Annotated in this window: 29 protein-coding genes and 1 other RNA gene; 24 read left to right on the top strand and 6 right to left on the bottom strand. The window is 44.2% G+C overall.

Annotated elements, in window-relative coordinates:
- Nucleotide 1: 1 nt before the first annotated feature.
- From HC660_RS17010 to HC660_RS17000, 3 genes are read left to right on the top strand one after another with little or no spacing between them, the layout of a single operon-like run.
- Nucleotides 2-772, top strand: a complete 771-nt coding sequence (locus tag HC660_RS17010) for a lantibiotic immunity ABC transporter MutG family permease subunit (protein ID WP_168748761.1) — start codon at nt 2-4, stop codon at nt 770-772.
- A gap of 17 nt (nt 773-789) precedes the next feature.
- Complete coding sequence (locus tag HC660_RS17005; protein WP_168748760.1) at nt 790-1,452, top strand: response regulator transcription factor; 663 nt, start codon at nt 790-792, stop codon at nt 1,450-1,452.
- A complete protein-coding gene (locus HC660_RS17000; RefSeq protein ID WP_168748759.1) occupies nt 1,443-2,822 on the top strand; it encodes a HAMP domain-containing histidine kinase in 1,380 nt (459 codons plus the stop codon). Before HC660_RS17005 ends, HC660_RS17000 begins: the two co-directional genes overlap by 10 nt.
- Nucleotides 2,823-3,035: 213 nt before the next feature.
- On the opposite strand, the gene catR is transcribed toward HC660_RS17000, so the two are convergent.
- The 3 genes from catR to rghR all read right to left on the bottom strand — a co-directional run bounded on the left by catR (nt 3,036) and on the right by rghR (nt 4,311).
- Nucleotides 3,036-3,362 (bottom strand): catDE operon transcriptional regulator CatR, encoded by a 327-nt coding sequence (gene catR, locus HC660_RS16995; RefSeq protein ID WP_168748758.1) that lies wholly within the window; start codon nt 3,360-3,362, stop codon nt 3,036-3,038.
- Nucleotides 3,363-3,455: 93 nt separating this feature from the next.
- Nucleotides 3,456-3,875, bottom strand: a complete 420-nt coding sequence (locus HC660_RS16990; protein WP_168748757.1) for a helix-turn-helix domain-containing protein — start codon at nt 3,873-3,875, stop codon at nt 3,456-3,458.
- A gap of 28 nt (nt 3,876-3,903) precedes the next feature.
- Nucleotides 3,904-4,311 carry a transcriptional repressor RghR gene (gene rghR / locus HC660_RS16985; RefSeq protein ID WP_010331895.1) on the bottom strand — a complete coding sequence of 136 codons (408 nt, stop codon included), beginning with the start codon at nt 4,309-4,311 and terminating at the stop codon, nt 3,904-3,906.
- A gap of 119 nt (nt 4,312-4,430) precedes the next feature.
- Between rghR and HC660_RS16980 the strand changes: the two genes are divergently transcribed.
- The gene (locus HC660_RS16980; protein ID WP_010331894.1) at nt 4,431-4,664 is read left to right on the top strand and encodes a helix-turn-helix domain-containing protein; all 234 of its coding nucleotides are present in this window, start codon (nt 4,431-4,433) and stop codon (nt 4,662-4,664) included.
- Nucleotides 4,665-4,706: 42 nt separating this feature from the next.
- Here the strand turns inward: HC660_RS16980 and HC660_RS16975 are convergent, their stop codons facing one another.
- Complete coding sequence (locus tag HC660_RS16975) at nt 4,707-5,471, bottom strand: alpha/beta fold hydrolase (RefSeq protein WP_168748756.1); 765 nt, start codon at nt 5,469-5,471, stop codon at nt 4,707-4,709.
- A gap of 152 nt (nt 5,472-5,623) precedes the next feature.
- Between HC660_RS16975 and secG the strand changes: the two genes are divergently transcribed.
- The 13 genes from secG (at nt 5,624) to azoRB (ending at nt 17,154) form a co-directional block, all read left to right on the top strand.
- A complete protein-coding gene (gene secG, locus HC660_RS16970; RefSeq protein ID WP_003220028.1) occupies nt 5,624-5,854 on the top strand; it encodes a preprotein translocase subunit SecG in 231 nt (76 codons plus the stop codon).
- Between the two features lie 130 nt (nt 5,855-5,984).
- Nucleotides 5,985-6,725, top strand: a complete 741-nt coding sequence (locus tag HC660_RS16965) for an alpha/beta hydrolase (RefSeq protein WP_010331892.1) — start codon at nt 5,985-5,987, stop codon at nt 6,723-6,725.
- A gap of 18 nt (nt 6,726-6,743) precedes the next feature.
- Complete coding sequence (rnr, locus tag HC660_RS16960; RefSeq protein ID WP_168748755.1) at nt 6,744-9,080, top strand: ribonuclease R; 2,337 nt, start codon at nt 6,744-6,746, stop codon at nt 9,078-9,080.
- A 142-nt stretch (nt 9,081-9,222) separates the two neighbouring features.
- Complete coding sequence (smpB, locus tag HC660_RS16955) at nt 9,223-9,693, top strand: SsrA-binding protein (RefSeq protein WP_010331890.1); 471 nt, start codon at nt 9,223-9,225, stop codon at nt 9,691-9,693.
- A 174-nt stretch (nt 9,694-9,867) separates the two neighbouring features.
- Nucleotides 9,868-10,230, top strand: a transfer-messenger RNA (tmRNA) gene (gene ssrA / locus HC660_RS16950).
- A 178-nt stretch (nt 10,231-10,408) separates the two neighbouring features.
- The gene (locus tag HC660_RS16945; protein WP_168748754.1) at nt 10,409-11,203 is read left to right on the top strand and encodes an SDR family NAD(P)-dependent oxidoreductase; all 795 of its coding nucleotides are present in this window, start codon (nt 10,409-10,411) and stop codon (nt 11,201-11,203) included.
- Nucleotides 11,204-11,316: 113 nt separating this feature from the next.
- A complete protein-coding gene (locus HC660_RS16940; RefSeq protein WP_168748753.1) occupies nt 11,317-11,871 on the top strand; it encodes a TetR/AcrR family transcriptional regulator in 555 nt (184 codons plus the stop codon).
- Between the two features lie 15 nt (nt 11,872-11,886).
- Nucleotides 11,887-12,240 carry a DMT family transporter gene (locus HC660_RS16935; RefSeq protein WP_168748752.1) on the top strand — a complete coding sequence of 118 codons (354 nt, stop codon included), beginning with the start codon at nt 11,887-11,889 and terminating at the stop codon, nt 12,238-12,240.
- A gap of 1 nt (nt 12,241) precedes the next feature.
- Nucleotides 12,242-12,631, top strand: coding sequence for a YvaD family protein (locus tag HC660_RS16930; protein ID WP_168748751.1), 390 nt, complete (start codon nt 12,242-12,244; stop codon nt 12,629-12,631).
- A gap of 93 nt (nt 12,632-12,724) precedes the next feature.
- A complete protein-coding gene (locus tag HC660_RS16925; RefSeq protein WP_168748750.1) occupies nt 12,725-13,666 on the top strand; it encodes an EamA family transporter in 942 nt (313 codons plus the stop codon).
- Nucleotides 13,667-13,672: 6 nt separating this feature from the next.
- Nucleotides 13,673-14,329, top strand: coding sequence for a GntR family transcriptional regulator (locus tag HC660_RS16920; RefSeq protein WP_168748749.1), 657 nt, complete (start codon nt 13,673-13,675; stop codon nt 14,327-14,329).
- A 138-nt stretch (nt 14,330-14,467) separates the two neighbouring features.
- Complete coding sequence (locus HC660_RS16915; RefSeq protein ID WP_168748748.1) at nt 14,468-16,366, top strand: FUSC family protein; 1,899 nt, start codon at nt 14,468-14,470, stop codon at nt 16,364-16,366.
- Between the two features lie 161 nt (nt 16,367-16,527).
- On the top strand, nt 16,528-17,154 hold the full coding sequence (gene azoRB, locus HC660_RS16910; protein ID WP_168748747.1) for an FMN-dependent NADH-azoreductase AzoRB: 627 nt from the start codon (nt 16,528-16,530) through the stop codon (nt 17,152-17,154).
- A gap of 35 nt (nt 17,155-17,189) precedes the next feature.
- On the opposite strand, the gene HC660_RS16905 is transcribed toward azoRB, so the two are convergent.
- Nucleotides 17,190-18,236, bottom strand: a complete 1,047-nt coding sequence (locus HC660_RS16905; protein WP_168748746.1) for a scyllo-inositol 2-dehydrogenase — start codon at nt 18,234-18,236, stop codon at nt 17,190-17,192.
- A 157-nt stretch (nt 18,237-18,393) separates the two neighbouring features.
- Between HC660_RS16905 and csoR the strand changes: the two genes are divergently transcribed.
- The 7 genes from csoR to HC660_RS16870 all read left to right on the top strand — a co-directional run bounded on the left by csoR (nt 18,394) and on the right by HC660_RS16870 (nt 25,785).
- Nucleotides 18,394-18,696, top strand: coding sequence for a copper-sensing transcriptional repressor CsoR (csoR, locus tag HC660_RS16900; protein WP_010331880.1), 303 nt, complete (start codon nt 18,394-18,396; stop codon nt 18,694-18,696).
- 76 nt (nt 18,697-18,772) lie between these two features.
- The gene (copZ, locus tag HC660_RS16895; RefSeq protein ID WP_168748745.1) at nt 18,773-18,982 is read left to right on the top strand and encodes a copper chaperone CopZ; all 210 of its coding nucleotides are present in this window, start codon (nt 18,773-18,775) and stop codon (nt 18,980-18,982) included.
- 83 nt (nt 18,983-19,065) lie between these two features.
- Nucleotides 19,066-21,477 carry a copper-exporting P-type ATPase CopA gene (gene copA / locus HC660_RS16890; RefSeq protein WP_168748744.1) on the top strand — a complete coding sequence of 804 codons (2,412 nt, stop codon included), beginning with the start codon at nt 19,066-19,068 and terminating at the stop codon, nt 21,475-21,477.
- 168 nt (nt 21,478-21,645) lie between these two features.
- On the top strand, nt 21,646-23,757 hold the full coding sequence (locus HC660_RS16885) for a heavy metal translocating P-type ATPase (RefSeq protein WP_168748743.1): 2,112 nt from the start codon (nt 21,646-21,648) through the stop codon (nt 23,755-23,757).
- 118 nt (nt 23,758-23,875) lie between these two features.
- Entirely contained in the window at nt 23,876-24,544 is a 669-nt protein-coding gene (locus tag HC660_RS16880) for a disulfide bond formation protein BdbD (RefSeq protein WP_168748742.1), read from the top strand.
- 4 nt (nt 24,545-24,548) lie between these two features.
- Nucleotides 24,549-24,965 (top strand): disulfide oxidoreductase, encoded by a 417-nt coding sequence (locus tag HC660_RS16875; protein WP_168748741.1) that lies wholly within the window; start codon nt 24,549-24,551, stop codon nt 24,963-24,965.
- Nucleotides 24,966-25,173: 208 nt separating this feature from the next.
- Nucleotides 25,174-25,785: a trimeric intracellular cation channel family protein gene (locus HC660_RS16870; protein ID WP_168748740.1), complete on the top strand. Its 612-nt coding sequence runs from the start codon at nt 25,174-25,176 to the stop codon at nt 25,783-25,785.
- A gap of 109 nt (nt 25,786-25,894) precedes the next feature.
- On the opposite strand, the gene HC660_RS16865 is transcribed toward HC660_RS16870, so the two are convergent.
- On the bottom strand, nt 25,895-26,329 hold the full coding sequence (locus HC660_RS16865; protein ID WP_168748739.1) for a hypothetical protein: 435 nt from the start codon (nt 26,327-26,329) through the stop codon (nt 25,895-25,897).
- Nucleotides 26,330-26,829: the final 500 nt, after the last annotated feature.

Genomic DNA, 26,829 nt, shown 5'->3' with positions numbered 1-26,829 from the left:
GGTGAAATTGCTTTTGAGGTGTTTACAAGCTGATTTCCAGAAGAGCAAGCACACCTCTTTTTTGTGGCTGCATCTTATCATTCCTATTGTTTGTTCAGTTATATTGATTTTGTATTTTTACGGAAGAGATCAAGGTGAATTTCACCTTTATAAGTCTTTTATGGAAGCTACCGCAGTTGCATTACCGCTGCTCATCGGGGTGCTATGTGGAATGACTGCATCCTTAGAAGAACAGGCAGGGAAATTTCATGTGTTACTAGGGAGCACATCTCCGAAAATCGTTGCTTATGTGAGTAAAGTGTTCATGCTGCTTTTCTTAGAGATTTGCTCTATTGGTTTAGCACTATTCATCTATTTCATTGGATTAAAATTTATTTTAAAAGTGCCGGATTTGTCTTACGATATTTTTATAATGGGTGGTGCCTGGCTAGTTGCAGGCAGTGTAGTTCTGTATTGTATTTACTTTTTTATCAGTTGTATGTTTGGAATGGGGGCTTCTGTCCTGATAGGAGGAGCAGGCCTGCTCATGACAGCTCTAATGAACACTGGATTAGGGGATGCCATATGGAAATTTAACCCATGGGCCTGGGGTATTAGATTGTCAAGTTTAAATGGAGTACTTCACTTTAAAGAAGTAAATCAAGGGGATAATCCTTTATTAATGCATGAAATAAATTCAGGGGTATTGATGCTGGTTTTTGGTATAATATGTACAATCATTGCCAGTCTTATATGGTTTAGTAAATGGGAAGGCAGAAAAACGTTTGAATAGTATGAGGGGGCCGGGAAATGGCAAAAATCCTTGCTGTCGATGATGAAAAAGATATTCTTGTACTGATACAAAATATTTTGCGCCGTGACCAGCATCAAGTAGACATTTTAGATCATGTTCATGGACAGCCGCCTGATGTATTTCAAGGATATGATTTAATTTTGTTAGATGTGATGATGCCGGATATTGACGGTTTTGAGTTATGTGTACAGATACGGCCTTTGGTTGATTGTCCGATTTTATTCCTCACAGCTAAAACGGAAGAGGAAGCGATAGTAAAAGGCCTCATTACCGGCGGAGATGATTATATTACAAAGCCGTTCGGCGTTAGAGAGCTTAGTGCCAGAGTTAATGCTCACTTAAGAAGAGAACGGAGAGATAAACATCAATCGAAGAGAGTGATCTCCGGTTTTTTATTTCATTTTGATAGTAAAGAAGTATTTATCAATAACAACAAACTCAACCTAACAAAAAATGAATATAAAATCTGTGAATTTTTAGCTCAACATAAAGGGAGAACTTTTTCGAGAGAACAAATTTACGAGGAGATATATGGATTAGAGGGGAATGCCTTGTATTCAACAATTACTGAATTTATTCGAACGATTCGAAAAAAATGTAAAGAGCATAATGCAGATCCCATTAAAACGGTATGGGGCGTTGGATACAAATGGGAATAGGTTTTAAGGGCCGGAAAACGCTTCTTAGAGAACTGGTAAAGTATATGGTGACCCTATGTATTAGCTTGGTCGTACTTGCCCTGCTATATATATTTATGAATACGATAGCAATGAATACAGGTTTCTCACACCCAGCGAATTATAATGAACGAGAAGCGGAAAAACTTGCGCCGAAGTTGGAAACCATCGACAAAGTAACTGCCGATATGATTCCTGATACAATGTCATATGCCATTCTTAACAAAGAAACAAAACAAAAAACAGCTGGAACTATTAAAGAAAAAGATCTGCAGCTGGTAAAAAAGAAGATTGAAAAAAAACCGTATGTCAATTATAAGCAAAAAGGATATTTGGTTATAGAAAGAAACAATGAATATTGTGTTTTGCAATATTCATTGCGTGCCGATTTCAGTTCGCCTTTACTAAGAAAATACCTTCCTAATTATGAATTAACGAGTATTTGTATTTTGATTATCTTGCTCATTATAGTTATCTCTCTCATAACAACTTACTTTGCGAATAGATTAAGAAAACATTTTGAGACATTGAACGTAATCACTCGATATATAAAAGAGCAAAATTTGCACTTCACTCCCGAACCTACACATATTAAGGAATTCGATGATGTGATTGACTCGTTGATTGAAATGAGAGATGCTCTCCAGTCCTCACTTGAGGCACAGTGGCGTTTAGAAAAAAACAAGAAAGAACAAATAGGTGCTTTGGCACATGATATCAAGATTCCGATCACCATTATTAAGGGGAATGCTGAATTACTCAGCTTGTCAATGCAAAACGAAGAACAAGCTGAGTATACAAAGTATATTCTTGGAGCAGGAAATCAAATTGAACAATATATTTATCAGCTGATTCATCTTTCGAAAACGGAGGATGCCTTAACGATTCATTTGGAGAAAGCATCTGTAGATGAGTTGACAGAAGCTCTAGTGAAAGATATATCCGCCTATAAAGGAAATAAAAATATAAACATTTCGTTCAAAAAAGAAAATCTAATGAAAGAAGCGAAAATAGACTGGCAATTGTTACATAGGGCATTATTGAATATTTTAACAAATGCAGTTGATTATACACCGGAAGGCGGTACCGTCTCGGTACATGCAGAATGCGATTCTGAGATATTTTATTTTTTTGTAAAAGACACGGGAAATGGATTTTCAGAAATGGGGTTAAAAAAAGCCACAGAACTTTTTTATATGGATGACAAGAGCCGTCATTCTAAAGGTCATTATGGAATGGGGTTGACTTTTGCAAAAAATGCAGTGAATCTTCATAATGGAGAACTTACTCTTGGGAACACTATAGCCGGTGGAGCAGAGGTTCGAGTAAAAATACCTTTAAGAAACGAATAAAGCCCACGTCCTATCTGGACGTGGGTTATTTTTAGAATGGTGAACTGATCCTTCTTCTCATGAAGCTCTTTCGCTAGCTGCTCAAGCTTTTCGGCTAAAAACGCAATGTATGGTTCTACTATATATCGGCTGAGAAATCGTTTTTTTACCTGGTAAATGAAAAATAAAAAAACGGCTCTGTTCTCTCCTTTGAGATCAGAACCGTTTTAGCAATTACATATGAAAGGAAGGGTCAATCCATTCAGTCGCCCATTTGGAGATTTCACCCAGAATGGGCGCTAACGCCATTCCTTTGTCGGTTAATGAATATTCGATGCGAACCGGAGTTTCGGGGATGACGTCCCGTTTAACCACTCCTTCTTGCTCAAGTTCTTTCAGCCTTTCTGACAGAACTCTGCCGCTTAGATTTGGAAGTGCTGCTTCTATTTCGCTAAATCGCTGCTGACCGTTCAACAGTTGAAAAACGATTAAAGCAACCCAGCGTTTGCTCAAGATGTCGACTGCTTTTTCAAATCTAGGACACATTTCTGATTGGTTCATACTTTTTCACCTCGTCTGTTCATTATTATAACGCAAATAACGAGGGAACGTATGCATGCGTGATTGATAAAATGCGGAAAGAGATGCAGAGGATCACGTGGAAGAAGAGCGTTTTTTCGCTTCGGAAGCTAAAAAATCGAAGTATTTGCTGAGATTTTCAATATCCTTTTTTGAGAGGTGTTTCCATTCCTTGCTGTTAAAAAGAGACAGGTTCCCCGCTCCGCGAGTGACTGCTGTCTGATAAATCGCATAAATAGACTGATAGCCTTCCGAAGCCTCTCGAATTTCTTCAGGAAAAGCGGTGATGTGCCCTGCAGCTGCCATCAGGTTTTCGTGCGGTATTTTCAGCACAGCTGCGAGCTTTTTTATGGTCGCGGGCTTCGGTGTGCCGCGCTTGCCGTTTTCTATTTTTGAGATGGTCGCTGAGCTGATGCCCGAATACACTGCAAGCTGGTTCACTGTTAGTTTGCGGGCGCGGCGCAGCGCCCTTAATTCCTGTCCGAATGTTGACATGATAATCGCCTCGCATTTCTACTAAGAGTTATTGATCAGCAGATCGTTTTTTGGCTTCGTCTGAAATAAAGGAGAAATAATGATCCAGCATGAGCAAATCCTCTTTATTGAGATACTGCCATTTTTCACTCTCAAGAAGGGCAAGATTTTTCAGGTCATAAGCCTCCGCCTTTTCAAGCAGCTGGCACTTCGTTTCATAAGGCGCTCTGGCTTCATGAACCTCTTCGATATATCCCGCTTTATACATAAGCCCTTCATAAGGAATTTTTAAGGCTTCCGCCAGTTTTTTGATGGTGGCAGGTTTAGGAACGCCGCGTTTGCCGTTTTCAATTCTGGAGATGCCGGCCGCACTTACACCGGAATAAGTCGCCAGTTGGTTGACGGTTAACTTTCTCTCCTCACGCAATGCCCGTAATTGTTCGCCAAAGCTTTCCATAGGTCTCACCCCGTCCCTCACTGTTACTCATATTTTAGTATGTTTATTGACAAAAGTTAACAAACGCCGTAATGTAAATGTATAGAAAAAAGTTTTTTCATGAACGGAAGGTGAGGAAAGTGCCAGTAGAAAAGATACAGATTAGACGTGATTATGTATTGCAGTATATGGTCAATAACGATTATTCCCTCAATCAGCTTGCGCTGGAAATCGGAGTCTCACCCGCCACACTGAGCCGTGTGCTGAATGGAGAAAGACGGCCGGGACAGCTTGTGATCGGAAAAATGCTTCACTATTTTGACTTGAAATTTGAGGATCTTTTTTACTATGATTTTATTGACAAAAGTCAATGATGCAAAAACGCCTGGGGAACCAAGTGTTTTCTAAGCCTTTGATTAATGTGTCAATACAAAACCCGTCACAAGTTCATTACAAGTTTTCCATTGCTTTGTCGGCAGCTGATGGCCCTGATATTCCAGCCTGAAAAATTCAGCGTGGCTGCATGCTTTCCGGTAATAGCCTGCATGTGTAAAGGTCCAGTCGCGCAGGCCGCCATACATAAACAGCATCGGCATGTTAAAACGGCGCAATTGTCCAAGGCAGCTGTAGCGGAGCGAATCCTGATAATATTGATACCAATGGCCAAGATCAGCTTTCTTCATATGACTCGTTAATAGATTTCGGAGCTGTCTGTTTTTCGTATGGCTGCTGGCGATGATTTTCATCAGCATGCCGGGATTTTTTTCAAGAAGATACATTCCCATTTTGTGAAGCTGCTGACCGACCATGGTATGAACAGCGGGGTAAGCGCCGGCCAACACCAAATGAGACACTTTGTCCGGCCGGGTGAAGCCAATGTGCTGTGCAATTAAGCTGCCGGCGGAATACCCGAATACTGCAGCCTGATCAATGTGCAAACGATCCATAAATTGCACGATCTCGTTTGCGTAATAGGAAATCGAGATTTGCTGGTCTGCATGATCGCTGTCGCCATGACCGCTTAAATCGGGAAATATCACCCTGAAATGATCCGCCAGAAGGCGCTGATAATAAAAAACCTTGCGTCCCATGCCTGGCGGGTGAATAAAAATGACAGGGATTCCCTGTCCATATTCCTCATAATATAGTTGTTTCTTATTGACTGTGCTGACGATCGGCATTGCTGTTCTCCTTTTTCGCTCAATTCATATGAATAGGCTAACCAAAACAAAATGTCTTATCCGGCCTTTTGGCGTCTGATACGGCGTGACATGCCAAACCTTTTCATGTAAAATAGAAGTAATGTAGGCCAGTGAGTCTGGAGGTGTAAGGGATGCACGCGGTTTTGATTACCTTATTGGTTATCGTCAGTATTGCACTTATTATTGTCGTTTTGCTTCAATCCAGTAAAAGCGCCGGATTATCTGGTGCGATTTCAGGCGGAGCGGAGCAGCTCTTCGGGAAACAAAAAGCAAGAGGTCTTGATTTGATTCTGCACCGCATTACGGTTGTGCTGGCAGTCTTGTTTTTCGTGTTGACGATTGCGCTTGCTTATATCCTATAGGGCAATGTTTGTATAAGGTCTGATGTAAAGTCAGGCCTTTTTCACGTTTCTGGCTGATATCAGAGCGTTTTTTTCTGATCAAACTGTGGAAAACTAAAATGATCGTGCAGAAAGAAAGGGAGAAATGAGCATGAAAGTTGTGACACCAAAACCATTTACATTTAAAGGCGGAGACAAAGCGGTGCTTCTGCTGCACGGCTTTACAGGGAATACAGCGGATGTGAGAATGCTGGGACGTTATTTGAATGAACGAGGCTATACGTGCCACGCGCCACAATATGAAGGACACGGCGTTCCTCCTGAAGAATTGGTACATACGGGGCCGGAAGACTGGTGGAAAAACGTCATGGATGGCTATGATTATTTAAAATCTGAAGGCTATGAGAACATTGCTGCCTGCGGACTGTCGCTTGGCGGGGTTTTTTCGCTGAAATTGGGTTACACTGTACCCATAAAGGGAATTGTTCCAATGTGCGCGCCAATGCATATTAAAAGCGAAGAGGTCATGTATCAGGGCGTCCTTTCCTATGCGCGCAATTACAAAAAATTCGAGGGGAAAAGCCCGGAACAAATAGAAGAGGAAATGAAGGAATTTGAAAAAACGCCGATGAAAACCCTTAAGGCGCTGCAAGACTTGATTGCCGATGTGCGAAAGAATGTCGATATGATTTATTCTCCGACATTTGTTGTGCAAGCCCGTCATGATCACATGATTAATACCGAAAGTGCCAATATTATTTATAATGAAGTGGAAACTGACGATAAACAGCTGAAATGGTATGAGGAATCAGGCCATGTTATCACGCTGGACAAGGAACGGGACATCGTACATCAGGATGTGTATGAATTTTTAGAGAAGCTGGATTGGTAACTAACAGGAGGTCGGATGATGGAAAAAGAAGCATTTATGGATAAGCTTCTCTCGTTTATGAAGGAAGAGGCATATAAGCCTCTGACTGTTCAGGAACTTGAGGAGATGTTACAGATTACGGAAGCCGAGGAATTTAAAGAGCTCGTCAAAGCGCTGGTTGCGCTGGAAGAAAAAGGGCTTATCGTGCGGACGAGAAGCGACCGTTATGGCATTCCGGAAAAAATGAATTTAATTAAAGGAAAGCTTTCAGCGCATCCGAAGGGATTTGCCTTTTTGCTGCCTGAGGATACATCGTTAAGCGATGTGTTTATTCCGCCTAATGAGCTAAATACAGCTATGAACGGCGATATCGTAATGGTACGCCTGAATTCGCAGTCAAGCGGCTCCAGACAAGAGGGCACCGTCATACGCATTTTAGAAAGGGCGATTCAGCGTGTTGTCGGAACGTATACAGAAACAAAAAACTTCGGTTTTGTGATTCCGGATGACAAAAAAATCACAAGCGATATATTTATTCCTAATAGCGGGAAAAACGGAGCGGCTGAAGGACATAAGGTTGTTGTTAAGCTGACCAGCTACCCTGAAGGCCGCATGAACGCAGAGGGTGAGATTGAATCCATTCTCGGCCATAAAAATGATCCGGGCATTGATATTTTATCGGTCATCCATAAGCACGGCCTGCCGGGAGAATTCCCTGCCGACGCAATGGAACAAGCGACAAGCACGCCTGATACGATTGATGAAAAAGATCTGAAAGACCGCCGTGATCTCCGTGATCAGGTCATTGTTACCATTGATGGAGCAGACGCGAAGGACCTGGATGACGCGGTTACAGTGACAAAGCTGGAAGACGGCAGCTATAAGCTTGGCGTTCACATTGCCGACGTCAGCCATTACGTGACTGAAAATTCGCCGATTGACAAAGAAGCCATGGAAAGAGGAACGAGTGTGTATTTGGTTGACCGTGTGATTCCGATGATTCCGCACAGACTGTCAAATGGTATTTGTTCATTAAATCCGAAGGTTGACCGCCTGACACTTTCTTGTGAAATGACCATCAACAGCCAGGGTGAAGTCACAGAGCACGAAATCTTCCAAAGCGTCATCAAAACAACGGAAAGAATGACATATTCCGATGTGAATCAAATTCTTGTTGATGATGATGAAGAATTAAAACAAAAATACGAACCGCTTGTGCCGATGTTCAAAGACATGGAGCGACTGGCAGAAATTCTTCGCGAAAAGCGGATGAACCGCGGCGCCGTTGATTTTGACTTCAAAGAAGCAAAGGTGCTTGTTGATGAAGAAGGCGCGGTCAAGGACGTTGTGATCAGAGAACGCTCTGTCGCCGAAAAACTGATTGAAGAATTTATGCTTGTTGCGAACGAAACTGTTGCAGAGCATTTCCATTGGATGAACGTTCCGTTTATTTACCGGATACATGAAGAGCCCAATGCTGAAAAACTGCAAAAGTTTTTAGAGTTTGTGACGACATTTGGCTATGTTGTAAAAGGTACGGCGGGAAATATTCATCCGCGCGCGCTGCAAAGCATTCTTGACGCTGTTCGTGACAGACCGGAGGAAACAGTGATATCTACTGTCATGCTTCGTTCCATGAAACAGGCGAAATATGATCCGCAAAGCTTGGGGCACTTTGGCCTGTCAACGGAATTCTATACTCATTTCACATCGCCGATCCGCCGTTATCCGGATTTGATCGTTCACCGGTTGATCAGAACGTACTTAATCAACGGCAAAGTCGATGAAGCGACACAGGAGAAGTGGGCTGAACGACTTCCGGATATCGCTGAACATACTTCATCAATGGAACGCCGTGCAGTTGACGCAGAGCGTGAAACAGATGATTTGAAAAAAGCGGAATATATGCTTGATAAAATTGGTGAAGAATTTGACGGCATGATCAGCTCTGTGACAAACTTCGGGATGTTTGTCGAGCTGCCGAATACAATTGAAGGACTCGTCCACGTCAGCTTTATGACGGATGACTATTATCGCTTTGATGAGCAGCATTTTGCGATGATCGGCGAACGGACGGGGAATGTGTTCCGTATCGGGGATGAAATTACAGTCAAAGTCGTTGACGTCAATAAAGACGAGCGCAATATTGACTTCGAGATCGTCGGTATGAAAGGCACCCCGCGTCGTCCGAGAGAAATGGACAGCCGCAGCCGAAAACGCGGAAAACCTGCCAGAAAACGCGTGTTAAGCACAAATACGCCTGTATCTCCTGCTCCTTCCGAGGAAAAAGGAGAGTGGTTCACAAAGCCGAAGAAGAAAAAGAAAAAACGAGGCTTTCAAAACGCACCGAAGCAGAAACGGAAAAAGAAGAAATAGCAGCTCAACCAGCAAATAGGGCCGCAGTGCTCTATTTGCTTTCTTTCGGAAACAGCTTTTCATTGTCGCCATGCGTGACATTTGGTAAAATAGAGCGTATCGCAAAGGTGGACAGTTTTCCTTAGTGAGAGGAGGTTCTGGCATGCCGAAAGGGTCAGGAAAAGTATTATCTCAAAACAAAAAAGCCAATCACGATTATTTTATAGAAGAAACATATGAAACAGGCATTGTATTGCAAGGAACAGAAATCAAAGCAATTCGCGCCGGCCGCGTGAACCTTAAGGATTCCTTCGCCAAAATTGAACGGGGAGAAGTATTTCTCCACAATATGCACGTCAGCCCGTATGAGCAGGGAAACCGCTATAACCACGATCCGCTCCGGACGAGAAAGCTGTTAATGCACCGTAAAGAAATTAATAAGCTGATCGGCTTAACAAAGGAAAAAGGTTATTCACTCGTTCCGCTCAAGCTATATTTGAAGAACGGCTTTGCCAAAGTTCTTCTCGGTCTGGGTAAAGGGAAGAAAAACTATGACAAACGTGAAGATCTGAAGCGCAAGGATGCGAAGCGTGAAATTGAAAGAGCGTTCAGAGACAGTCAAAAAGGGTTCTAAAAGCATAACGCTTGATACTGAAATCCAGCCTGTGCTATACTGATTTCACGATGAGATGACACGGTCTTTTCTTGAAGGATTTGTCAATTGAAATGAGCCGTGATCATGTTATAATAGGAATGTAGCCAGTTTGAGTGAGAGCTTGATATTTCTCCCGTATTTCCCTTATAACAAGGGGACGTTACGGATTCGACAGGGATGGATCGAGCTTGAGCTGCGAGCCGAGAGGCGATCTCGTAAACACGCACATAAATATAACTGGCAAAACTAACAGTTTTAACCAAAACGTAGCATTAGCTGCCTAATAAGCGCAGCGAGCTCTTCCTGACATTGCCTATGTGTCTGTGAAGAGCACATCCAAGTAGGCTACGCTTGCGTTCCTGTCTGAGAACGTAAGAAGAGACAAACAGACTAGCTCTCGGAAGGCCCGCCCGCAGGCAAGAAGATGAGTGAAAACATAAGTATGCAGGCTACGCTCGTAGACGCTTAAGTAATCGATGTTTCTGGACGTGGGTTCGACTCCCACCGTCTCCATACATAATGCAAAAAAAAGCAGAACCTTTTACAGGTTCTGCTTTTTTTTCGTATAACAGGCACCAAAAAGTGCGTACTTCCATTTCAATCCCAGCTGTTTCATACTGGTTTTACAGCAGATGTTTCACCAATTACATTTCTGTTAATAAATAAGAGGAAACAAAAACGGAGGGATAAACGAATGAAGCTGAATTTACATGGAAAAACCGCACTGGTGACTGGCTCAACGTCGGGGATCGGCAAAGCGATTGCCGCTTCGTTAGCGGAAGAAGGCGCGGCAGTTATCATTAACGGACGCCGGGAAGAAAAAGTGAATCAGACGATAGACGATTTGAAAACACAGCATGCAGAGGCTGTGTTTCATCCGGCCGCATTTGACCTTGGAACCGATGAAGGCTGCAATGACCTGTTTCAGGCATATCCGCAGGTTGATATTTTGGTCAATAATTTAGGGATTTTTGAACCGGCGGAGTATTTTGATATTCCTGATGAGGAGTGGTTCCGATTTTTTGAAGTGAATATTATGAGCGGTGTGAGGCTCACACGCAAGTATTTACACAAAATGATAGAGAAAAAAGAAGGCCGGGTGATTTTTATTGCCAGTGAAGCGGCAATCATGCCTTCTCAGGAAATGGCCCATTACAGCGCGACGAAAACGATGCAGCTTTCCATTTCCCGCAGCTTGGCGGAGCTGGCAACCGGCACAAATGTAACGGTAAATACAGTCTTGCCGGGTTCAACCTTAACAGAGGGAGTGGAAACAATGCTGAACTCTCTTTATCCTGGTGAAAACCTGACTGTTCAAGAAGCCGAAACCCGTTTTATGAAGGAAAACCGTCCGACTTCAATTATCCAAAGGCTGATTCGGCCGGAAGAAATCGCCCATTTTGTTACATTCCTAAGCAGTCCGCTGTCTTCCGCAATTAATGGCGCGGCACTGCGGGCGGACGGCGGCTTGGTCCGCAGCGTCTTTTAGAAAACCTCTCCCTCTGGGATGAGGTTTTTTTATTATATTGATTTCCAGAACCTGCTATCGTATAATATTGGTACCGAAATAGTTTTGATAGTACCAAAAGCGAGGTGGTTGATTTGGAGAAAAGAATATTGGCGGAAACCATTCGGCTGATCAGACAGAAAGGTTTTTCATTTACAATGAACGATCTGGCGGCAGCGCTTGGAACAAGCAAGCGGACGCTTTATGCGCATTATTCGTCGAAAGATCAGCTTGCGGAGGCCGTCGTGGAGCAGTTCATCGCAGAGATGAAGCAAATGGAAAAAAGCATCTATGAAGATGAGACCCTAGATGCGCTTGAAAAGGTGAAGCAATTGCTGATCGGTCTTCCACAGGAAATGGAACTGCTGAACATGGGGTTATTACAAGAGCTGAAGAAATCCCATTACGATGCGTGGCTCACATTAGACATCTTTATGAAGGAGGAATGGTCAGTTGTTATCGATTTGTTAAACGAATGCAAGGAGCAAAAGAAGATCAGAAACATCAATATAGATTTATTGGTTCAAATGTATATAGGGAGCATCAACCAAGTGTACGATCCTGATTATCCGCTTAAACATCAGTACACAACAGGAGAGGTTCTTGAATCAATTGTAGATGTATTATGTAACGGCATAACAGAAAAATGAGGAGGCTGGTGGCGCATGCAGTGGATGTTTTTATGTTTGGCCATTTTATTTGAAGTTGCCGGAACGGTCAGTATGAAGCTTTCATCGGGTTTTACAAGGCTTCTGCCGAGTGTGCTATTGATGTTTTTTTATGGCGGGAGTCTTTTCTTTCTGACGCTTACGCTCAAATCTATCGATGTATCTGTTGCTTACGCAGTCTGGTCGGGGATGGGCATTGTCCTGATCACAATTGTTGGGTTTTTGTATTTTCAAGAGAATATAAGTGTCATGAAACTGATTTCAATCGGGCTGATTATTGCCGGTGTAGTGTCTTTAAACCTGATCGGTCAAGGTGCGGAGCCTCAAACAGTACATAAAAGTGAGCAGTAACATGAGAGTGATGAAACTGTTCTTTCTCGTGACTGATATCGGTTTTATATTGTACTGGCTGTCTGCCGGCTTTTCATTAATGCCGGAAAGCTGGGCCTTTAAACATTATCAAGATCCGTTTATGATCGCTTGGAATTGGTCCTTTTTTCCCTTGGATATTTTAATCTCCATGACTGGTTTGTACAGCTTGTATTTGCAGCGCGTCAAAAGAGCAATATGGAGGCAAATGGCGCTGATTTCTCTTGTGCTGACCTTCTGTTCAGGCCTTCAGGCTTTATCATTCTGGACATTTAGCGGGGATTTTGATCTTGCATGGTGGCTGTTTAATGGATACCTGTTGATTTATCCTTTATTTTTTATTCACAGACTTTTATCTAAGCAGTGCGAGTAGCACTGCTTTTATTTTTCGAAAACACCTTGTTTTCAGAAAATTTAACGATACAATATGTAATATATTGCATATTACATGTCAGGAGGATATACGTTGGCGACTCAGAAACAACGGTTGTACGGCTTTTTTATGGTGATTGTCGGAGCCGCTTTTTGGGGATTATCGGGTACGGTTGCCCAGCATTTATTTGAAACGAGTGATGTATCGGTGGAGTGGCTTGTAACGGTGCGTTTACTGTTATCAGGCCTGTTGGTGCTGATTATAGTATCCGCCGGTAAAAACAGGAGGGCAGTTTGGGGCATATGGAAAGATAAAAAAGCGGCTGTCCAGCTTATTGTTTTCGGGATTGCCGGCATGCTGGGTGTTCAGTATACATTTTTAGCTTCAATCGGCAACGGGAACGCAGCGGTGGCCACGCTGCTCCAATACTTAGCGCCTGTTCTGATTATGCTGTATTTGCTTCTAACCCGAAAGAATTCCTTTCAGTTTTTCGATTTTTTGGGGCTTTTGTTGGCTTTAGGAGGCACTTTTTTGCTGCTGACGAATGGAAACATCAGCAATTTAACAGTTTCTCCTTTGTCTGTTGTGTGGGGGATTCTGTCTGCTGGCGCGCTTGCCTTCTATACGCTGTATTCCAGTTCTCTTGTGAAAACATGGGGGTCGGCTCTCGTCATAGGCTGGGGGATGCTGATCGGGGGCGTCGGCATGAGCTTTATTCATCCGCCTTGGGCTGTCCAGGCAGAAGGCTGGACGGTTTCTGGAATTGTATCGGTCGCTTTTATTGTCATTTTCGGAACGTTATTGGGATTCTGCATGTATCTAGAAAGCTTGAAATATTTATTTCCCCAAGAGGCGAGCATGCTGGGATGCACAGAGCCGGTTGCCGCAGTCGCGTCTTCTATTCTTTGGCTTGGTGTGTCCTTTGGGTTATTTCAGGCGGCAGGAGCGGCATGCATTTTAGTCATGATTTTTGTCCTTTCACAGAAGAAAAGTGCCGGCAAAACGGCAGCATTAAAAAACAATATTCAGAGGTGATGCTTTATGCCGATACCGTCAAATGCCCCGAAGCCGAAACGGCAGACTGCCAAAAAGCTTGCGTTTGAGCAAATTCAAAAGTGGATCGTGGAAGGAGTGCTCATGCCCGGAGAAAAATTGAATGACGACGCATTGGCCAAAGCGCTTGGCGTCAGCAGAACACCGGTCAGAGAAGCCTTGCAATTATTAGAGATGCAGGGGTTTGTTGAAATGTCGCCGGGAAAAGAAACACGAATTTCACAGATTGAAAAAAACGATGTCTTCAAAGTCTATCCGCCGATGGCGTCTCTCCAGTCCACCGCTGCCGAATTGGCGATTGAAAACATTCAATCGTCTCATATAGAGCAGCTGACAGCCATCAATTACGAAATGAAAGCGGCAATTGATCAAAACGAAATCTATGAAGTGCTTGGCATTGATAAAGCGTTTCATGATGTGATTATTGAGGCGGCTGATAATGAATATATCAGCAATTTTACCTCTGTTCTTCATATGCATATTCTTCGGCTTGAGTACCTCTTTTTCAAGTCTCCGCAGAATTCTATTGAAGAACATAAGCAAATCATTCAAGCATATAAGGAGAAGGACCGGAAAAAGGCGGTTGAGCTGACATACAGCAACTGGATCAAACCAATGCAGGACATTGCGAAAAAACTTGTGTAATGAAGGCAGAGAAGATGGGTCTCTGTCTTTTTTGATGAGAGCATATCCAATGAGAAGATGAGTTGGTTTCTGGGCATACTATGGCGAATAAACGGGAAGAGACCTACATCATTTCGTTGTAGAAGAGGGTTATGTGATATGAACAAGTCTTCTGATCAAAATCGTAGAACAGTGCCAAGTGTCGTCAAGGATGCCTTTCGCATTCATGCAACTCCTTTTCCATGGAAAAAGGCGATCGGTTCAGGCATCGCTTCAGGATTTCCTGTGTTTGTCGGCGCATTGTCGGGACACACGGGTTATGGTCTAACCGCAAGCATCGGCGGTTTTGTTTTTATATATGCAGGCGGGGAATCGTATACGAAACGTATCCTGAAGCTGCTGTTTGTTTCAATAGGGATCGCCGTCTCGTTTGGATTGGGGACGCTGTTGGCAGGGACTTTTTGGAGCATGGCAGCTGTTCTGGGGCTTATCGGGGCAGCTGCAATGTTTATTTTTGGCGCGCTTGGGATTCAAGGTCCAGCACCCATGTTTTTTGTCCTTGCGTTTTTGGTGAGTTCGGGTTTGCCGGCAGATCCTTCAGAAGCTCCGCTCAGAGCGGGACTGACATTTGCCGGCGGGCTTTTCGCCACGGGAATCGCCTTGATTGGCTGGATCAATAACAGACATGGACCGGAAAATGAAGTGCTGCAAACCACATACCGCCAGCTAGCATCTTGCCTTTCTGCTGTCGGAACTCCTGATTTTCATAACGCGCAGCATGAGACCGTGCTGATGCTGAGAACAGCCCGTCAAACGGTACTCGGCAAAGGAAACAGATGGAGAAAGTCGCCTCATGATGAACGGTTTATCCGCTTTCTGGAAAAAGCTGATAATCTCTTTATCGCCATCATTCATTTTTCTGCTGAAACACCAAACGCAGATACAGTTCAGCTCGCAAAGGCATTTCGCCAAACTGCCAATATGCTTGGACAGGCTCGTGTTTCCGATCCGTTTCTGATCAAGGAGGGTGAAGCGGAGCCAACCCGGAAGCTGTATGAAGGAATCAACGAGGTTTTGAGCATCGCTTCAGGACGGAATGATGATCCATCGGATGCGGAGCCAAGCCGGCTGCCATCCTCCTATTATTTTCCGAGAAATGCCTTTGACTGGAAGTCACCTGTTTTGATTCGGGCATTAAAGTATGGAATTGTGCTGTTTGCGGCTGCTTTGTTTGCCAATGCCTTCGGTTTTCACCGTTCTTATTGGATCCCGCTCTCTGCAGCGGCAGTGATGCTGGGCACGACTGTTGTCTTTACGCTGCATAGAGCTATTCAGCGTTCGGCAGGAACCGTACTTGGCGTGATGCTGGCAGGGGCGATCCTGTTCTTTAAGCCAGCCGGCGTGTATATCGCTTTATGTATCACAATGCTTCAATTTCTTCTTGAAATGCTGATTGTCCGCAATTATGCTTTGGCTGTTCCTTTTCTGACCGCAAACGCGCTTGTCATCACAGAAAGCATGCATGGCGGCTTGGGGGCCGGTTATTTTATAGCGGCGAGGCTGACCGATGTGGCTGTCGGCAGCACAATTGGCCTATTGGGAACGATCCTTTTGTGGAGACGTTTTTCAGCAAAACGCCTGCCTGAATACATGAGGGAAGTGATCAGGCTGGAAGGGCAGTTTATGGAGAAACTGTTAGCCGGACAGCAAATAGACGGACATCAGCTTAGAGTGAGCTTAGTCAGGCTTCGGGATGCATATGATAAAGCACTTGGAGATTTTCCAAAAGCGAAAGCGGATACGCTGTGGGCGGCGATCTCTGGAGTCCAGCACTTAGGTTATTATTTGCTCTCGGCTCAAGCCCATCACCGTCCGCCCTCTCCGGTTTCTGAAGAAGAAATAAACCATTTGAGAGCGTTTTTTGAACAGGCTGAGCAATCAGTACTGATGAAAATGCCGCCCGCTGTTGTAGAAGTGCCGCGTTTTCCGTATTATCCGCGAATCAGCGGGGAGCTCTACACATTGTATACAGGTTTGCGAACAGCTTATGAAAAGTAAGCTGTTCGTACGGATTTGAAAAAAATCTTTAATTCGAGATATTTTACTTGAAAGCAATTTTTATTGCACCTATAATAAGGTTTAAGAGATAAAGAATAATCATGACGCGTCTGAATGATAATAACGGATGTGTAATTTTAAAATTGAAAGGGCTGGTAAAAATGGCAAAAGTATTGTATATCACTGCTCACCCGCATGATGAAGCGACTTCTTACAGCATGGCAACAGGTAAAGCGTTTATTGAATCATACAAAGAAGCAAATCCAAATGATGAAGTTGTACATATCGATTTGTACAAAGAAAACATTCCTCACATTGATGCTGATGTATTCAGCGGCTGGGGCAAGCTCCAGTCAGGCGACGAACTTTCTGAAAACGAAAAAGCGAAAGTGGGCCGTTTAGGAGAGCTTAGCGATCAATTTGCATCTGCTGATAAATATGTATTCGTCACGCCACTATGGAACTTCTCATTCCCGCCAGTGATGAAAGCATACCTTGATTCAGTTGCAGTAGCAGGAAAGTCTTTTAAATACACTGAACAAGGTCCAGTCGGCTTGTTAACTGATAAAAAAGCGATTCACATTCAAGCGCGCGGCGGCTATTATTCAGAAGGCCCTGCGGCTGAAATGGAAATGGGCCACCGCTACATCGGCATTATGATGAACTTCTTCGGCGTTCCATCCTTCGATGGCATTTTCGTAGAGGGCCATAATGCAGAGCCTGACAAAGCACAGCAAATCAAAGAAGATGCAATTGCCCGCGCAAAAGAAGCAGGAAAAACATTCTAATGAAAAAAGCCTCCCCGTATAAAGGGAGGCTTTATTTATTGTTCTAACGAAATGGTCCGTTTCTCTTCACTGCTTTTCACAGCCGCTTCAATAATCCGGATGACATCAATTCCCTCTTCAGCTGTGACAGGGAGCGGCGCGCCTTTGCGTATGCTGTCCGCTATTTTGCGGTAATAGGTAAGGTAAGAGCCGTTAACTGATGGAATGGTTTCAGTTTTTTTGTTTTCGCCATGAACAGTTGTCAGCTGACCGTATGATTCGGGATCATCCGCACCCCAGCTGTCATTCTCCGGTTTTTTTCCGGCTCTGAGGGCATCTTCCTGTCCGTCGATCCCGTATTTGATAAAACTTGAATGCTGTCCGTGAATTTGATAACGCGGGCCGTTTGCCGCGGCGATTGATCCGCCGTATAGAATGGCTTGAAGCTTACCGTAATCCATTGTCAAATGAAAATAATCAACGGTTTCAGCATGTTCCCTTTGAGCCATGACTTTTGCGGTTACAGCTTTAGGCATTCCGAATAAATGCAGCGTCTGGTCTATGATATGGGAGCCGAGATCATACAGCGTACCGGTGGCAACCCCTTCTTTTTCCCGCCATCTTGCTTGAACCTCTGGTTTGTATCGGTCATAGGAGACCTGATATGTATTGATATCTTCAAGAGACCCGTCATCAATCAGTTTCTTAATTGTTAAAAAGTCATTATCCCATCGTCTGTTATGGTATACGCTTAACAATACGCCTCGTTCGTCGGCCGCTTTTTTTAATTTTTCCCCTTCTTCAGCAGTGGCTGTCATTGGTTTTTCGATGACGACATGTTTGCCCGCCTGAATGCATGCCAGTGCGTGCTCGTAGTGGAGGCCGCTCGGAGTGGTGACGATGACAAGCTCAATTGCCGGGTCATTTGTCATCTCCTCAAGCTCATGTACTACTTCGGCATCAGGGAAATCACGCTTCACCTCTTCCGTTCGCGACGTCATCACCTTACTGATATGATACTCATCCAGAACGGCAAGCAGCGGCGCGTGAAAGACGGAGCCTGACAGTCCATACCCTAATATCCCTACCTGTATCGTATCCACTTTTCTTCTCCCCTTTTAAAAGTGCTTTGATAAAGGTATATACCCTTTCCTTCAAATGGTAAAACCTGCATAGTGAATTTTTTTGCAGCCGCAAGCTTAGACAACGGTTTGGACAATCAGTATAATGGGAATTAATATATGAAACAGAGGTGTGCGCATGGAGAAGCATAATGAACATAAAGCATTAAACCATAAAAGCTCGAAAGAAAAGGATCAAATTACAAATCGATTGAAACGGATTGAAGGCCAAGTCAGAGGCATTCAAAATATGGTGGAAAACGATCGATATTGTGTTGACATTCTAGTGCAGATTTCAGCTGTTCAGGCGGCAATGCAAAAAGTGGCTCTCCACTTGCTTGAAGATCACGCCCATCATTGCGTAGCAGACGCCATCAAAAGCGGAGACGGGGATCAAGCCATTTCCGAGCTATTAGACGTATTTAAAAAATTAACGAAATAATCATGCTTTCATCATTGTAATACCCTACGGGGGTATGGTAGGATGAAAACAGACAAAACAAACAGGAGGTATTGATATGGAACAAAAAACATTACAAGTTAAAGGCATGTCTTGTCAGCACTGCGTCAAAGCAGTTGAAACGAGTGTGGGAGAGCTGGACGGCGTTAGCGCTGTTCGCGTTCATCTTGAAGCAGGAAAAGTTGATGTCACGTTTGATGCCGGCAAAGTGTCAGTCAAAGACATTGCGGATGCGATAGAAGACCAAGGCTATGATGTAGCCAACTGATTCACGGTATCGCACCTTGATGAAGGTGCGATATTTCTTTCATTTTTATATACCCCCCGGGTGTATATAAAGGAGTGAGTGTATTGAGTGAGCAAAAGGAAATTGCGATGCAGGTATCTGGTATGACTTGTGCGGCGTGTGCCGCCAGAATTGAAAAAGGCTTGAAACGGATGCCTGGTGTCACAGACGCCAATGTGAATCTGGCGACGGAAACGTCAAATGTCACCTATGACCCTGCTGAAACAGGAACAGAAAAAATCCAAGAAAAAATAGAAAAACTGGGCTATCACGTCGTAACGGAAAAAGCTGAGTTTGATATTGAGGGCATGACCTGTGCGGCATGCGCCAATCGGATTGAAAAACGGCTTAACAAATTAGAAGGCGTGACAAATGCTCCGGTGAACTTTGCTTTAGAAACTGTGACAGTTGAATACAACCCAAAAGAAGCGGCTGTCAGCGATTTTAAAGAAGCCGTTGATAAGCTCGGATATAAGCTTAAGCTGAAAGGCGATGAGGATAGCGAAGCCGCTGCTTCTAAAAAGAAAGAAGAACGGCAGCAAACAGCGAGACTGATCTTTTCAGCTATTCTGTCATTTCCTTTGCTGTGGGCAATGGTGAGCCATTTTACATTTACTTCGTTCATTTGGGTGCCGGATTTATTCCTCAATCCGTGGATGCAATTTGCCCTTGCGACTCCGGTGCAGTTTTTGATCGGCTGGCCGTTTTACGTCGGCGCATATAAGGCGCTCAGAAATAAAAGCGCCAATATGGATGTATTGGTTGCACTCGGAACAACGGCTGCTTATGCTTACAGTCTTTATCTTACGATTCAAAGCCTCGGTTCCCATGGGCATACTGACGGCCTTTACTATGAAACTAGCGCGATTTTGCTGACGCTCATTTTGTTAGGAAAGCTGTTTGAAACAAAGGCGAAAGGGCGCTCATCAGATGCGATTAAAAAGCTCATGAAGCTGCAAGCCAAAACAGCGGCGGTTGTAAGAGACGGACAGGAGCAAATCATCCCGATAGATGAAGTGGCTGTTGGTGATATTGTTCATGTCAAACCAGGCGAACGAATTCCTGTCGATGGAGAGGTGCTGGAAGGCCGCTCGGCTGTAGATGAATCCATGATCACAGGAGAAAGTCTTCCCGTTGACAAATCACCCGGTGACAGCGTGACAGGGGCGACTGTGAACTCAAACGGTTTTCTGAAAATCAAGGCTGTGAACGTCGGGAAAGAAACAGCGCTTTCTCATATCATCAAAATTGTGGAGGAAGCACAGGGATCAAAAGCGCCGATTCAGCGTCTCGCCGACCAGATCTCCGGCATTTTTGTGCCGATTGTATTGGGGATCGCCGTTCTCACGTTCCTTATTTGGTATCTTTGGGCGTCTCCAGGTGATTTTGCTGAAGCGATCAGCAAGTTTATTGCGGTTCTCGTCATCGCCTGTCCATGTGCACTGGGTCTTGCCACCCCGACAAGCATTATGGCAGGATCCGGACGGGCGGCTGAATTTGGCATTCTTTTTAAAGGCGGAGAGCATTTAGAAAAAACACATCGCCTTGATACCATTGTTCTCGATAAAACAGGAACAGTGACAAACGGAAAGCCGAAGCTGACGGATGCCCTTCCATCTGATGCCTTTGAAGAAACAGAGCTGCTCCGGTTCGCAGCAGCTGCTGAGACGGGCTCGGAACACCCGTTAGGTGAAGCGATCGTTGCCGGTGTGAAAGATAAAGGGCTGGAGATACCAAAGCTGACCCATTTTGAAGCAAAAGTAGGCGCGGGTATATCAGCCGAAGCCGGAGGCAAAACGATACTCGTCGGCACAAGACGGTTAATGGAGAGCGAACGGATTGAGCATGAGGCTCTTCTTCCTCGGATGGAGGAGCTTGAAGGAGAAGGGAAAACAGTGATGCTCGTGTCCATTGATGGTGCCGCAGCGGGACTTATAGCGGTTGCCGATACGATAAAAGACACATCGCGGGAGGCAGTCACCCGCCTGAAAGAGATGGGGCTGGATGTCATCATGATGACCGGGGACAATCGCAGAACGGCAGAAGCAATTGCGAAGGAAGCTGGAATTGCCAGCGTCATTGCTGAGGTCCTTCCTGAGCAAAAGGCAGCGGAAATTTCCCGCCTGCAAAAAGAAGGACGCCAGACAGCAATGGTCGGTGATGGAATCAACGATGCACCCGCGCTTGCCACAGCGGATATCGGCATGGCAATTGGAACAGGCACCGACATCGCGATGGAAACAGCGGACATCACGCTCATTCGCGGTGATCTGAACAGTATTGCGGACGCCATCCGTATGAGCAGACTTACCATGAAAAACATTAAACAAAACTTATTCTGGGCACTTGGCTATAACAGTCTCGGCATTCCAGTCGCGGCCCTTGGATTTTTAGCGCCATGGATAGCGGGAGCGGCAATGGCTTTTAGCTCTGTATCTGTTGTTCTGAATGCATTGCGTCTGCAAAAAGTAAAATAAAAACCGGTGTTTTGCCGGTTTTTATTTTTCATTGACACTTTCTTGGAAGACACCATATAATAAATGTAACTAGTATATGAGTATATGCTCATATATGTAATTTTAATACTCACACTCATTCATCTGCTTTGATGAGGGAATCCTAAATCGGAAGGTAAGGTGAGACAAATGAAACAAGTGAAGCGGGAATATGTTCTGGACGGTTTGGATTGCAGCAACTGCGCACAAAAAATTGAAAATGGCGTCAAAGGCATCAAAGGCGTTGACGGATGCGCGGTTAACTTTGCAGCAAGCACACTGACTGTCTCAGCCGATGGCAAAGAAGAACAATGGGTCACCAATAAGGTCGAGAAAAAAGTAAAATCAATTGATCCTCATGTAACCGTTCGTCCGAAACATAAAAAGAAATCAGCAGATGACGGTTATCGAAAAAGAATGATCAATATGCTGATCAGAATGGCAGCAGCGGTCATTCTCGGAGCAGCGGCATATTTGATTCATGCCGGCCCAATACTGGAATTTTTATTATTCTTTGCCGCCTACTTGATAATTGGGGGGGATATTGTCGTTCGAGCGGTCAAAAACATCAGCCGCGGACAAGTGTTTGATGAACATTTTTTAATGGCTCTTGCTACAATCGGCGCTTTTTTGATTCAGCAATACCCGGAAGGCGTTGCTGTAATGCTGTTTTATCAAATCGGTGAGCTGTTTCAAGGAGCCGCGGTCAGCCGTTCAAGAAAATCGATCAGTGCATTAATGGATATCAGGCCGGATTACGCCAATATGAAAATAGGGGACGGCATCAAGACCGTTTCTCCGGAGGACGTGCAAACAGGAGATATCATTGTCGTCAACCCGGGAGAAAGCATCCCGCTGGACGGAAAAGTCGTACAGGGATCAGCGATGGTTGATACATCAGCGCTGACAGGAGAATCTGTTCCAAGAAAAGCGGCAGAAGGACAAGAAGTCATGTCCGGCTTTATCAATCAAAACGGCGTTCTGCATATCGAAGTAACAAAAGGCTATAAGGATTCCGCGGTATCCAAAATATTAGATATGGTTCAAAATGCGAGCAGCCGCAAAGCGCGGACTGAAAACTTTATCACGAAGTTTGCCAAGTATTATACACCGGCTGTCGTCATCATCGCCGCTCTGCTTGCATTTGTCCCGCCGCTGGTTATTCCTGGCGCTTTACTTTCTGATTGGGTGTACCGCGCGCTTATTTTCTTAGTCATTTCATGCCCATGCGCCCTTGTTGTCTCAATTCCGCTCGGTTTCTTCGGCGGAATCGGCGCAGCTTCGAAGGCCGGGGTGCTTGTGAAAGGAAGCAATTATTTAGAAGCCTTACATCAAGTCAAGTACGCTGTGTTTGATAAAACAGGCACCCTGACAAAAGGCAGCTTTGAAGTGACAGAGATCAAACCTGCGGAAGGCCTTTCGAAGGAGACTTTACTCGAAGCCGCGGCATACGCTGAGCTTCACTCTCAGCACCCGATTGCAGAATCTGTCCGGAAAGCCTATGGTAAGCTACTTTCTCCTGACAAAATCGAGTCATATGAGGAAATATCCGGCCACGGTATTTTCGCTAAGGTGAACGGAAAAGAAATCCTTGCGGGGAACAAGAAGCTGATGGAAAGAGAACAGATTAAGAGCGTCCCGGATGAAAACGCCGGTACAATTGTTCACGTGGCTATTGATCAGCGCTATGCCGGGGCGATCATCATAGCAGATGAAGTAAAGGAAGACGCAAAACAAGCAATCGCAGATTTGAAATCACTCGGTATCAAACAGACAGTCATGCTGACGGGCGATTCAAAACAGACAGGAGAAACAGTCGGAAAACAGCTCGGCCTCGACGAGGTTTATGCGGAGCTGCTGCCGGAGGATAAAGTGGAGCGGGTAGAAGCACTGGAATCGAAGCTGCTCCCGAATGAAAAGCTCATTTTTGTCGGTGATGGAATTAATGACACGCCGGTGCTTGCGCGCGCGGATATCGGAGCGGCGATGGGCGGACTCGGATCAGATGCAGCTGTAGAAGCCGCGGATGTTGTGCTGATGACAGATCAGCCGTCGAAAATAGCGGAAGCGATTCGGATTGCCAAACGGACTCGGCGAATCGTGTGGCAAAACATCGGCTTTGCTTTAGGTGTTAAGGCTATTTTCCTCTTACTCGGAGCGTTTGGATTTGCGACCATGTGGGAGGCGGTTTTCTCAGATGTCGGTGTTACGCTTCTTGCTGTTGCAAACGCCATGCGTGTGATGCGCCTCAAAATGAGATAATTGTCGGACAGAATTCACTATTTCGGGCTTTTCTTATAGACGGTTGTCTTGTTAAAATAAAGAAGTGGGTCAATGGAGATCCGCTTCTTTTTTAATTTTAAAACGATGAGGTGTCGGAGTGAAAAAGAAACAGCAGTCTTCTGCGAAATTCGCGGTCATCCTTACGGTTGTCGTTGTTGTCTTATTAGCAGCAATTGTCATCATTAATAACAAAACAGAGCAAGGCAACGAAGCAGTGTCAGGACAGCCGTCTATCAAAGGCCAGCCTGTGCTTGGCGACGATGATGCACCGGTAACAGTAGTGGAATTCGGAGATTACAAATGTCCGTCTTGCAAGATGTTTAACAGCGACATCTTCCCCAAAATCCAAAAAGATTTTATTGACAAGGGCGATGTGAAATTTTCTTTCGTGAACGTCATGTTCCATGGAAAAGGCTCAACGTTAGCAGCTCTTGCCTCAGAGGAAGTATGGAAAGAAGATCCTGATTCTTTCTGGGCATTTCATGAGAAGCTGTTTGATAAGCAGCCGGACACAGAGCAGGAATGGGTAACGCCAGCGGTTCTCGGTGATATTGCAAAAAGCACGACGAAGATAAACCCTGATACGCTGAAGGACAATCTTGATAAGGAAACGTTTGCTTCTGCAGTGGAAAAGGATTCAGCTCTTAATAATAAAATGAACATAAAAGCAACGCCTACAATTTACGTTAATGATAAAGTGATCAGTAATTTTTCGGATTATGAAGAAATTAAAGAAACGATAGAAAAAGAGCTGAAAGGGAAGTAAGCGCATGAAAAATAGAATGGTTTTTTTATATACTTCCTGGGTTGTCGCTCTAATTGCCATGCTGGGCAGCCTGTATTTCAGTGAAATCAGAAAGTTCATCCCGTGTGAACTGTGCTGGTACCAGCGTATTCTCATGTATCCGCTCGTTCTGATTTTAGGAATCGCCACCTTTCAGGGTGACACACGCGTGAAAAAATATGTGCTGCCGATGGCGATTATCGGTGCCTTTATTTCGATTATGCACTATCTGGAGCAAAAAGTGCCGGGCTTTAGCGGCATCAAGCCATGTATAAGCGGTGTGCCTTGCTCGGGTCAATATATTAACTGGTTCGGTTTTGTAACCATTCCGTTTTTGGCCTTGATTGCTTTTATTTTGATCATCATTTTTATGTGCCTTTTAAAAGGTGAAAAATCTGAATAAGAAAAAAGCGCCCGCGAATGCAGGGCGCTTTTTTTACTTGTACAAATGATAAGAGCTGCCAGAGGTAAACCCATGCTGATCGGTGTTTGCTGTTTTCCCTCTAAATTTATCTTTTTTTATCATAAAAATGTTATTGATTTTCACCTGAAGCGGTTATAAAATCTAGAGGTCGTCAGAAAATTTAACAAATATAAAGGGAGTCATCAGAATGGCTTGGGAGCTGCTCAGTGTGATCGGCATCATTGCGTTTGCGGTTAGCGGCGCAATTGTTGCGATGGAAGAAGAATATGATATTTTAGGTGTTTATATATTAGGAATTGTCACAGCTTTTGGAGGAGGAGCGATCCGCAATTTGCTGATCGGCGTTCCGGTGTCAGCATTGTGGGAGCAGGGTGCGTACTTTCAAATCGCTCTGGTATCGATCACGATCGTTTTCTTGTTTCCAAAGCTGCTGCTGAAGCATTGGAACAAATGGGGAAATTTATCGGATGCGATTGGTCTTGCAGCCTTCGCTATTCAGGGCGCCCTGTATGCCGTTAAAATGGGGCATCCGCTTAGTGCCGTTATCGTGGCTGCGGTGCTGACGGGAAGCGGCGGAGGAATCATTCGGGACCTGCTTGCCGGGCGCAAGCCGCTCGTGCTGAAAGCGGAAATCTATGCGGTATGGGCGGCGCTCGGCGGTTTAATCGTCGGCTTGGGCTGGACCGGAAACTCGATCGGTTTATACGCGCTGTTTTTTGTGCTCGTCGTATGCCGCGTTTGTTCGTATATGTTCAATTGGAAGCTGCCAAACCGTTATTATCGCTTAGATAGTCAGTAAAATAAAAGAAACCTCTCCGTCATGGAGAGGTTTCTTTTATGGCAGCCTGAAGGGATCAAATAAAAAGCCCTTTCGAATGCTGGCCGCACAGAGCAAAGCTGTTTGAAAATTAATAGGTAGCCCAAAATGTATAGCTGATGGTTTTTTTAGTTCCTGTGTTAGTGAATTTGAATCTGTATGTTGTTTTGTAGCTTTTAGAAGCTTGTTTGTAACTTAAATTTGTAGAGCCTTTTTTCGTTGCATAAAAAGTTTTAACATTTTTCCAGCCTTTATTTGTCTTTTGTTGCAGAGTTGCTGTAATTTTCCCGCTGCCTGATCCGTTTGCCTTAATGTTGGCCCAAGTTCCTTGCCCTGGATAATAAATATGAAAAGTTGGCGAGTAAGTATAGTTTTTAAATGAGCCCGAATGGTAATGAGTACTCCATATTTGCCCTTTTTTAACCCAATCTTTAGCTTCCGCTTTGTTGTTTACTAGGTCAATCGCCGTAAAACTTGTAACGGCTACGACAAATGCCAGCAACATCATAGATAGCTTTTTCTTCACTGAGTATTTCCTCCTAACTTATTCTGGTTCTTTCCTCATGTTCATATCATAAACCGAGAGAAATAATGTAACATCGTCCTATTCTCCCAAATTAAAAACTTCAATTTGTTGAAATATGTCGAAATTGGATGAAAAATGACTATTTTACTGCGACTATAGGTACGATAGCAAGGATGTAGTTGCTTTATGGAAGATGACAATAACAGCCAGTTTAATCATTCTTCACGTTAGAAGAACAGACAATCAAGGTAAAGCTCTGTATGTTTTTAAAATGAAAAAGATATATCCTATCGAAGATGGAATGGAATAAGGAATCGATACTGATGAAAGAGAAGATTCGCAACCTAAGAAAAACACGTCCAGCAGTGATCAATGTGAAATCTTAAAATAAAAAACCGATCTCGAGTTGAAATCGGTTTTTTTATGCATATAAATAACCCAAACCTTGAACGATGTTGGGTGAATGTGCTATTATAAATTGTATTTGCCTGTTTTTATCA

Origin of the sequence: Bacillus mojavensis, assembly GCF_012648005.1 — a bacterium.
Classification (GTDB): Bacteria; Bacillota; Bacilli; order Bacillales; family Bacillaceae; genus Bacillus; species Bacillus mojavensis.
This window is presented reverse-complemented; position numbering and strand designations above follow the sequence as displayed.